Raw genomic sequence first — 7,966 nt, forward strand, 5'->3', positions numbered from 1 at the left:
GACCGTAACAAGCCATCGTTTGCAGCAACGGCGAACCTCAATTCGGTAGCTTCAAGTCAATCTCTTCAAGGAGAACAGTGATGCAGAACAGCAATGGGATCACGGCCAACGAAGGCGGCGGTTTGCGCGAACTCTCGCCCGATGAGACCGAGAGGGTCGGCGGCGGGTTCAGTTGGGGCGGGTTGGTTCGCGGAGTCGAACACGCCGCAGGCGACGCGGCGAACGCCGCCGCGGTCGGATTCGGGACCGTCGCCGGGAGCGGACTGGCGATCGGCACGGGCAAACTGGCGATCAAGGCCTGGAAAGCAGTTGAGAATATCAAGCTGCCCAAGGCCCCCGACGAGCCCGGACCTGAGATTCCCGACCTTCCTCCCGAAATCTTCTTGGGATGACCTGAGGCCCTGTGGCCATGCTCTGCCGCAGGAACTTCGGCTAGCTGCCGGTCGTCAGGTGACAGGCAAGCAGGCTATTCCGGCGGATCACAGGGCGATCCGCCGGAGGACAGACGGAAGATTCTCGTCTCGACGGCGACGCGGTGCTGATCGCGGGTATTGAGCTCTCCGTCAACCCGCGCCGGCGAGCGCAATCAGACCCGCACCGCGGTCACCGTCTGATAGAGCCCGCTGAAACGAGTGCGCTTGCTCCAGCGGAAAGCAGCGGCGCTGGTCCCGGCGATCTCCTCGATCTCCCGCGACCACATCGTCATCGCGAACGGCTCGAGCCAGGCGAACACCCGCCGCATCACCGGCTTCAGCGGATGGAAGCGATGCGGCCGATGGTAATCGATGAAGATCGCCTTGCCACCGGGCCGCACCAGTTGCAGCATCGCCTGCACGATCTGCACCTTGACGTCGTCAGGCACCTCGTGAAGCAGGAAGAAGCAGGCCACCGCATCGAATTCGCGCGGCTCCGGATCGACCGCGTTGCGGCAGGCGACGTGAACCTGCGGCAGACCCGCGAGCTTCTGCCGGGTCAGCGCGACCTGCAGCGGCGCGATATCGCGGACGTCGAGACGGCCATCCCGCCCGATCCGCTCGGCGAGTTGCCGGGAAAAGCTGCCATAGACGGCGGCCGGCTGGAAGATCCGATCCCCCGGCTTGACCGCGGCCAGCACATCGCCGATCAGGCGCTGCGCATTGCCCCAGAGAATGGCCTGGACCACGACCTGCCGATCCAGGAAGCCGGTCAGCCAGGGTGTCAGATAGGCCCAGCTATAGACGTTGCGGAGATAGTCTGGGATCGGAGCAGCGGTCAGCTGTGACGAACGGTCGAGCAAGTGCATGTCCTCCGGGGGAATAGGATGGATTGCGAGCCGGCCTTAGAAGCCGATCGCCAGCAGCAACGCAATGGTCACCAGCGTCAGCAGGGCTGCGACGCCGTAGGTCATGAGGCGCAATAGCAAGAGATTGCCGGCGCGCATATCCTTCAGGGTGAGAAACAGCCGTTCGGCCCCGTGCCAGAAGAACAGCGTGATCACCGCCAGCACCAGGAGTTTTCCAAGCGGATGGCGGACGAAGGCGAGCACATGGGCGAAATCGGCAAAATTCGCCGGCACGCCCCAACCGTGCGGCAGCATGAAGCCGGTCAGGATGATCAGCGCCGGACCGAACAGCGCCGACAACATGCCGCCGGCGCCGAACAACAGCCAGAACACCGGTGCAATCGACCGCTTCGGCGCCGGATGCATGACGGTAGGCTTCAGGGTGGCTCTCAAGAGTTGGCTCCTATCGCTGCGACGACGACCAGCAGAGCGGCGGAACAGAGGATGGCGACCACGAGCGCGATCGCGCTCACTCGTCGCTGCGGCACCGGCCGCCCGCCCAGGATCAGCTTCGGCATGGTCTTGGGCAGGATCTGAAACCAGGTCAGCACGTGCCACAGCACTACGGCGAGCAGGACCAGATGAACGACGAAAGCCGCATCGCTCCTGAGGAGTTGGAGATAGACCGCGTAGGCCTGCGGTCCACGCCACAGGCAGATCAGGCCCGCGAGCAGGATCGCGCCATACAGCGCGACCGCGACACCGGACAGTTCGCGCAGGGTGTAGGCGAGATAGGGTTTGTGGGCCCACCAGTGCCGCGGCTGAGGGCGGTGGAACGGGCGTCGCTCGCTCATGGCTGGCTCCGCGGCTGAACATAATGCAGGAAGAAATCGAGCGCGCTATTGGTCTTGTTCTGATTGACGGCGTTGGCGGGATCGACCTGTTTGGGGCAGACCTCGGAGCAGATGCCGACCGCCGTGCAGGACCACACCCCGTCCTCGCCGTGGACCTGGTCGAGCCGGAATTGCCGGGCGCCGTCGCGGGAGTCGCCATTGTAGCGCTGCAGCAGGGCCATCGCGCCCGGACCGATGAAATCGGGATTGGCGCCGAACTGGGGACAGGCGGCGTAGCACAGCATGCAATTGATGCAGTCACTGAACGATTCATACGCCGCCATCTGCGCGGGCGTCTGCAGGTAGGCGCCGTCCTCGATCGGCTTCGGTGTCTTGGGGATGATGTAGGGATAGATGCTCTCGATCTTCTTGACGAAATCGCCGACCGTCACCACGAGGTCGCGCTCGATCGGGAAATTCCGCAGCGGCTCGACGATCACGGCGTTCGGCGCGAGCTCGCGGATGAAGGTGTTGCAGGCCAGTTTCGGCTCGCCGTTGATCATCATGCCGCAGCTGCCGCAGACCGCCATCCGGCACGACCAGCGGAACGAAAGGCTGCCGTCCTGGGTATCCTTGATCGATTGCAGCGCCTGCAGCACCGACATGTCGTCGGTATAGCTGACCCGGTAGCTCGCGAACACCGGCTCGCGGTCCGACACCGGGCGATAGCGCAGCACGCGCAGCTCGATGGTCTTGACAGGGGTCTTGGCAGAAACGTTCGAAGTGGTGTCAGACATGCGGGATGACCTTCGGCCTTGGGGGATTGCCGACCGTTGCAGCCGCATCCTTGCGTGCGGCTTCCTCGTGCTCGCCGGCCGCGCCATAGGCGCGCTGGCCGGGCTGCGACCTGGTGATGGTCACGGGCCCGTAGCCGATGGTGGGAGCGGCAGCGCCCTGATAATGGGCCAGGCTGTGACGCAGGAAATTGCCGTCGTCGCGCTCCGTGAAGCCGTCGAGGCGCTGGTGCGCGCCGCGGGATTCGGTGCGGGCCAAGGCCGAATGCGCCATCGCCTGGGCGACCTCGAGCTGGAAGCCGAGCTCGATCGCGGTGACCCAATCCGTATTCCAGGCGTGCGACTTGTCCTGCAGCGTGATGCCGGCATAGCGCCGGCGCAATTCCGCAAGCTTGTCGCAGGTCTCCTGCATCTCGGTGCCCAGCCGGTAGATGCCGCAGCCCTTTTCCATGCTGGCGCCCATCTCGGCCCGCAAAGCGGCATGATGTTCGCCGGAGCCTTTCTGGTCGAGCAGCGCCAAGGCGGTGGCTTCCACGCTGGCGGCCTGGTCCGAGCGGCGCGGCGCCGAACTGCCGCGGGCGAACTCGACCGCCTGCTCGCCGGCGACGCGGCCGAACACCGAGAGTTCGGCAAGCGAGTTTGAGCCGAGCCGATTGGCGCCGTGGATGCCGACGCTGGAGCACTCGCCCGCAGCGAACAGACCTGGAAGCGGCGAAGCGGTGCGGATATCCACCAGGATGCCGCCCATCGTGTAGTGCACGGCCGGGCGCACCGGGATCGGCGCAAGGGTGGCGTCGATGCCCATGAACTCCCTGGCCAGATCGACGATCAGCGGCAGCCTTTCCCTGATCTTGGCCGGCCCGAGATGGCGCAGATCGAGCAGCACCGCATCGCCCTGCGGCGTGGCGACGGTGCGGCCCTTGCGCTCTTCATGCCAGAACGCCTGGCTGAGGCGGTCGCGCGGCCCGAGCTCCATATACTTGTTGCGCGGCTTGGCCTCAGCCGGCCCGAGGCCATAATCCTGCAGATAGCGCTCACCGTCCTTGTTGAGCAGGAAGGCGCCCTCGCCGCGGCAGGCCTCGGTGATCAGAATGCCGGTGCCGGGCAGGCAGGTCGGATGATACTGCACGAACTCCATGTCGCGCAGCGGCACGCCGTGCCGGTAGGCCAGCGCCATGCCGTCGCCGGTGACGATGCCGCCATTGGTGTTCTGCCGGAACACGCGGCCGGCGCCGCCGGTGGCGAGCACCACGGCGCGGGCATGGATCGCGGTGAATTCACCTGTCGACAGCGACAGCACCACCGCGCCCTGGGCGCGGCCGTCATCGACCAGCAGATCGACGCAGAAATGTTCATCGAAGCGCTTGATGGAGGGAAACCGGGTCGAGGTCTGGAACAGGGTGTGGAGGATATGGAAGCCCGAGCGATCGGCGGCGAACCAGGTGCGCTCGATCTTCATGCCGCCGAAGGCGCGCACATTGATATGGCCGTCCGGCTTGCGGCTCCATGGACAACCCCAATGCTCGAGCTGCACCATTTCGCGCGTGCAGTGCGCGACGAAATAGTCGACCACGTCCTGCTCGCACAACCAGTCGCCGCCGGAGACGGTGTCGTTGAAATGGTTGTCGAGGCTGTCATGGGCCTGCACCACGCCGGCCGAGCCGCCTTCCGCCGCCACCGTGTGGCTGCGCATCGGATAGACCTTGGAGACCAGCGCGATGGTCAGATCCGGCGCAGCCTCGGCGGCGGCGATCGCTGCCCGGAGGCCGGCGCCGCCGGCGCCGAGGATCAGGATATCAGCGTCAAAATGCTCCATGGGCTGTCCGATCAGAGGAAGAAGAGCAGCAGCGGCACGCCGACCACGAGGAAGACCACGAGATTGTAGCCGCCGAAGATCGCCCCGAGACGCCAGTAATCCGAGCCCGGCAGAAAGCCGCTACCGGCATAGACCGGGCTCGGGCCGGTGCCATAAGGCGAGATGATGCCCATGATTCCAAGCGTCAGGCACAGCGCGAGAGCCGCCTTGTCCATCGGCAAGCCCGGGATTTTCGAAGCCACCGTCAGCATCAGCGGCAGCAGCGCCGTGACATGGGCGGTCACGCTGGCGAACAGATAATGCAGCAGGAAGAACAGCACGATCAGCCCAACCAGGCCAGCCAGCGGCGGCAAGGTCGCAAGAACCGGCCCGACCTCACCGGCCATCCAGGCCACCACGCCGGTCTGCGCCAATCCGCCCGCCAGCGCCACCAGGGTGCCGAACCAGATCAGGGTGTTGAAGGCCGGCTTGTCGTCCAGCACATCGGACCAGCCGATGGTGCGGGTCACGACCAATAATCCCACCACCAGCAGCGCTGCCGTGGTCGGATCGATGAAGCTCGCGCCGAAGATCCACAGGGACAGCGCCAGCAGCACGAGGCCGATCAGCACGAGCTCCTTGGCCGAGACCGGACCGAGCTTGCCGAGTTCGCTGCGCGCCCATTCCGGCACTTCAGGACATACCTTGATCTCCGGCGGATAGAGCAGATAGGCCAGCGCCGGAGTCGAAAGCAGCAGAATCAGCGCGACCGGCAGGAAGGCAACGAACCAGCGCGCCCAGCTGAGCTCGACATGCGCCGTCTTCTGCACCAGCTCCACGGCCAGGAGATTGGGCGCCAGACCGGTCAGGAACATCGAAGAGGTGACGCAGGTCGAGGCGATCGCCGTCCACATCAGGTAGCTGCCGATGCGCCGCGACGACGGATCGTTGGGCCTCGACTGATAGAATTCCGGAATGTTCTTGATCACCGGGAAGATGGCGCCGCCGCTGCGCGCGGTGTTCGACGGCGTGAACGGCGCCAGCACGAGGTCGGCCAGCATGATGGCGTAGCCCAGCGTCAGGCTGCGGCCGCCGAGGCGCGACAGCAGCAACAGCGAGATCCGCCTGCCGAGTCCCGTCTTCTCATAGCCGAGCGAAAACACGAAGGCCGAGAAGATCAGCCAGACGGTCGCATTGGAAAAGCCGCTGAGCGCCCAGGAGATCGCAGCGCTGTTGGGATTGAAGCCGGCCGCAGCCAGTTGCGCCGGCGAGTACAGCACAAAGCGCGACAGCACCGCCGCCGCGGTCACTCCGAGAAAGCCGACCGCAGCAGCAGGGACCGGCTCGACGATCAGCCCGGCGATGACGGCAACGAACAGCGACAGATACCACCAGCTATACTGCGCCAGCCCTGGCGGCGGCGGCGATAGCGCCATGACGATGCCGATCGCGAGCGGCAGAAGCGCCAGCACCGCGCGATGGGTCGTCGAGGGCTTTGGCGCGGCCTGGAACAGATGCGGCTGTTCGTGCCGAAACGCCAGCGAATGAAAATTCATCAGGTTTCCCGGTGAGCGGAATTGACCTGGGAATCATCTTGTATGCGCGCCACAGCGTATTGATTTCGATCAAGATTGACCGGCGGCGGTGATCACGATTTGCGACGGAGCGGCAAGGCGACAAATCCTCGCACCTTCATGGCGGGCATGCGGCGCAACGATGTGCGCGGCAGGCGAAAGCCTCGTCAGATCGTGCGCGCGTCCGTCGATCGTCTGTGTGATGTTGCGTGCCGGCCTGACGGTGCTGATGGCCGAGCAGAACTTCGATCAGGCTTCGGGCGGAAGTGGAGCGTGCTGGAGCTCCCTGCGGCCCGCACGACATGCAGATTGGCGGTCATGCCCGCAGGCGAGGAGTTGATCGTGTGACCAACAATATGCGCGAGTTCAGCCGCATGCCGGGAATCAGAGCTGAGAACTGGGTCTGACCGAAGCGAAAGCGCATCTCGGCGGCGCCAGCAATGGTGGACGAAAATCCAATTTCGCTGCAACGAGCCGGCAAATGCATTAACGTGTGGTCCGCGACCCCCCAGCCTCTAACGGAAAATCTTCGGGAAGTAGCCAATGCGAGTCGTCAGCGATTCAGCCGAGCTGTTCAGGCATGTCAGTGCCGAGAAAGCCGCGTTCTATCGTTGCATCATGGACGTCTTTGCCGCAGCCAAGCGGCAATATCGCCTGCAGCTGCGCCCCGACGAGGTGCTTGCCGAGGCCCGCTGGCCTGATGCTGCGCCCCGCATCGAAGACGTCAGCGCCGCACTCACCCAGCTTGCGGCCTGGGGCAACCTTGAATCGCAGCCAGATACGGCCCGGGTGTCGAGCCTCAGCGATTTCTATCGCGCGCGGTTTCTCTATCGGCTTTCGCAGGGCGGCGAAGCCGTCGAATCGGCGCTGGCGCTGTTCGTGCAGACGCTGCAACGCCGCGCCGAGCTGCAAACGGTCGCGCTCGAAGACATCGCCAGCCGGCTGCAGGCGCTGAAGATGCTTGCGGAAGAGACCGTACCGGATGCGGCCAAGGTCCATGAGACGCTGCGGGATCTGGTGCGGGTTTTCGAGGGCCTGGCCGAGAACGCGCAGGCGTTCATGGCCGGCGTCGCGCGCAGCATCGAGCTGCAGCAGGCCGAGGCCGGCGCGGTGGCGAGCTACAAGCGCCGGCTGATCGACTATCTGGAGCGCTTCATGGGCGATCTGGTGCGCCGCTCCGACATGATCGCCGGCCTGATGCTGGCCCTGGAGCCGAACATCGACGCCATGCTGCAACAGGTCGCCGCCCGCGAGGCGCGCGATGCCGCGCCCGGCGACGCGCAGGATCGGGATGATGCGCAAGCGCGATCCTGGAACGCCTGGCGCGAACGCTGGAAGGGCCTGCGCGGCTGGTTCTTCCGCACCGGTCACGAGCCCTCGCAAGCCGAATTGCTGCGGGCACGGGCAAGGTCGGCCATCCCGCAGCTCTTGAGCGCGATTGCCGCGCTCAACGAGCGCCGTAGCGGCCGCAGCGATCGCTCCGCGGATTTCCGCATGCTCTCTACCTGGTTCGCCGGCTGTGCCAGCGATGCTGAGGCGCATCGACTGGCACGCGCCGCCTTCGCGCTCAATCCGGCGCGGCATTTTTCGCTCAATACCGACGCCGACGCGGAACTCCCTGCCAGTACGCGATGGGCGGACGCGCCCCCACTGAAGATTCACCCGCGGCTGCGCGAATATGGCGAGGCGGCTCCGCGCGGTCCGCTGGC

At 65.4% G+C, this 7,966-nt stretch carries 8 protein-coding genes; 2 read left to right on the forward strand and 6 right to left on the reverse strand.

The genetic code is table 11. From position 1 onward, the window contains the following. Positions 1-77 precede the first annotated feature (77 nt). Positions 78-392: a hypothetical protein gene (locus tag WCB02_RS01760; protein ID WP_423955694.1), complete on the forward strand. Its 315-nt coding sequence runs from the start codon at positions 78-80 to the stop codon at positions 390-392. Between the two features lie 194 nt (positions 393-586). Here the strand turns inward: WCB02_RS01760 and rquA are convergent, their stop codons facing one another. Genes rquA through WCB02_RS01790 form a run of 6 tightly spaced genes read right to left on the reverse strand, consistent with a single transcriptional unit; the run spans position 587 to position 6,239 of the window. Further along, positions 587-1,276, reverse strand: a complete 690-nt coding sequence (rquA, locus tag WCB02_RS01765; protein ID WP_423955696.1) for a rhodoquinone biosynthesis methyltransferase RquA — start codon at positions 1,274-1,276, stop codon at positions 587-589. A 42-nt stretch (positions 1,277-1,318) separates the two neighbouring features. Then, positions 1,319-1,714 (reverse strand): fumarate reductase subunit FrdD, encoded by a 396-nt coding sequence (gene frdD / locus WCB02_RS01770; protein WP_423955698.1) that lies wholly within the window; start codon positions 1,712-1,714, stop codon positions 1,319-1,321. Further along, complete coding sequence (locus tag WCB02_RS01775; RefSeq protein ID WP_423955700.1) at positions 1,711-2,115, reverse strand: fumarate reductase subunit C; 405 nt, start codon at positions 2,113-2,115, stop codon at positions 1,711-1,713. Before WCB02_RS01775 ends, frdD begins: the two co-directional genes overlap by 4 nt. Then, positions 2,112-2,891 carry a succinate dehydrogenase/fumarate reductase iron-sulfur subunit gene (locus WCB02_RS01780; RefSeq protein ID WP_423955703.1) on the reverse strand — a complete coding sequence of 260 codons (780 nt, stop codon included), beginning with the start codon at positions 2,889-2,891 and terminating at the stop codon, positions 2,112-2,114. Before WCB02_RS01780 ends, WCB02_RS01775 begins: the two co-directional genes overlap by 4 nt. Further along, the gene (gene frdA / locus WCB02_RS01785) at positions 2,884-4,704 is read right to left on the reverse strand and encodes a fumarate reductase (quinol) flavoprotein subunit (protein WP_423955705.1); all 1,821 of its coding nucleotides are present in this window, start codon (positions 4,702-4,704) and stop codon (positions 2,884-2,886) included. The genes WCB02_RS01780 and frdA overlap by 8 nt, the downstream gene beginning before the upstream one ends. A gap of 11 nt (positions 4,705-4,715) precedes the next feature. After that, positions 4,716-6,239, reverse strand: coding sequence for a DASS family sodium-coupled anion symporter (locus tag WCB02_RS01790; RefSeq protein WP_423955707.1), 1,524 nt, complete (start codon positions 6,237-6,239; stop codon positions 4,716-4,718). Between the two features lie 561 nt (positions 6,240-6,800). Here WCB02_RS01790 and WCB02_RS01795 point away from each other — a divergent pair. Further along, positions 6,801-7,966: TIGR02677 family protein (locus tag WCB02_RS01795; RefSeq protein ID WP_423955710.1), on the forward strand; the 1,166-nt coding region annotated here is incomplete at its 3' end.

This window comes from Bradyrhizobium sp. (assembly GCF_049581145.1).
Classification (GTDB): domain Bacteria; phylum Pseudomonadota; class Alphaproteobacteria; order Rhizobiales; family Xanthobacteraceae; genus Bradyrhizobium.

Bases quoted from the DNA above. Each gene is read 5' to 3' on its own strand.
- frdA (WP_423955705.1), bottom strand. From the start codon at position 4,704: ATGGAGCATTTTGACGCTGATATCCTGATCCTCGGCGCCGGCGGCGCC.
- WCB02_RS01790 (WP_423955707.1), bottom strand. From the start codon at position 6,239: ATGAATTTTCATTCGCTGGCGTTTCGGCACGAACAGCCGCATCTGTTC.
- WCB02_RS01775 (WP_423955700.1), bottom strand. From the start codon at position 2,115: ATGAGCGAGCGACGCCCGTTCCACCGCCCTCAGCCGCGGCACTGGTGG.
- WCB02_RS01780 (WP_423955703.1), bottom strand. From the start codon at position 2,891: ATGTCTGACACCACTTCGAACGTTTCTGCCAAGACCCCTGTCAAGACC.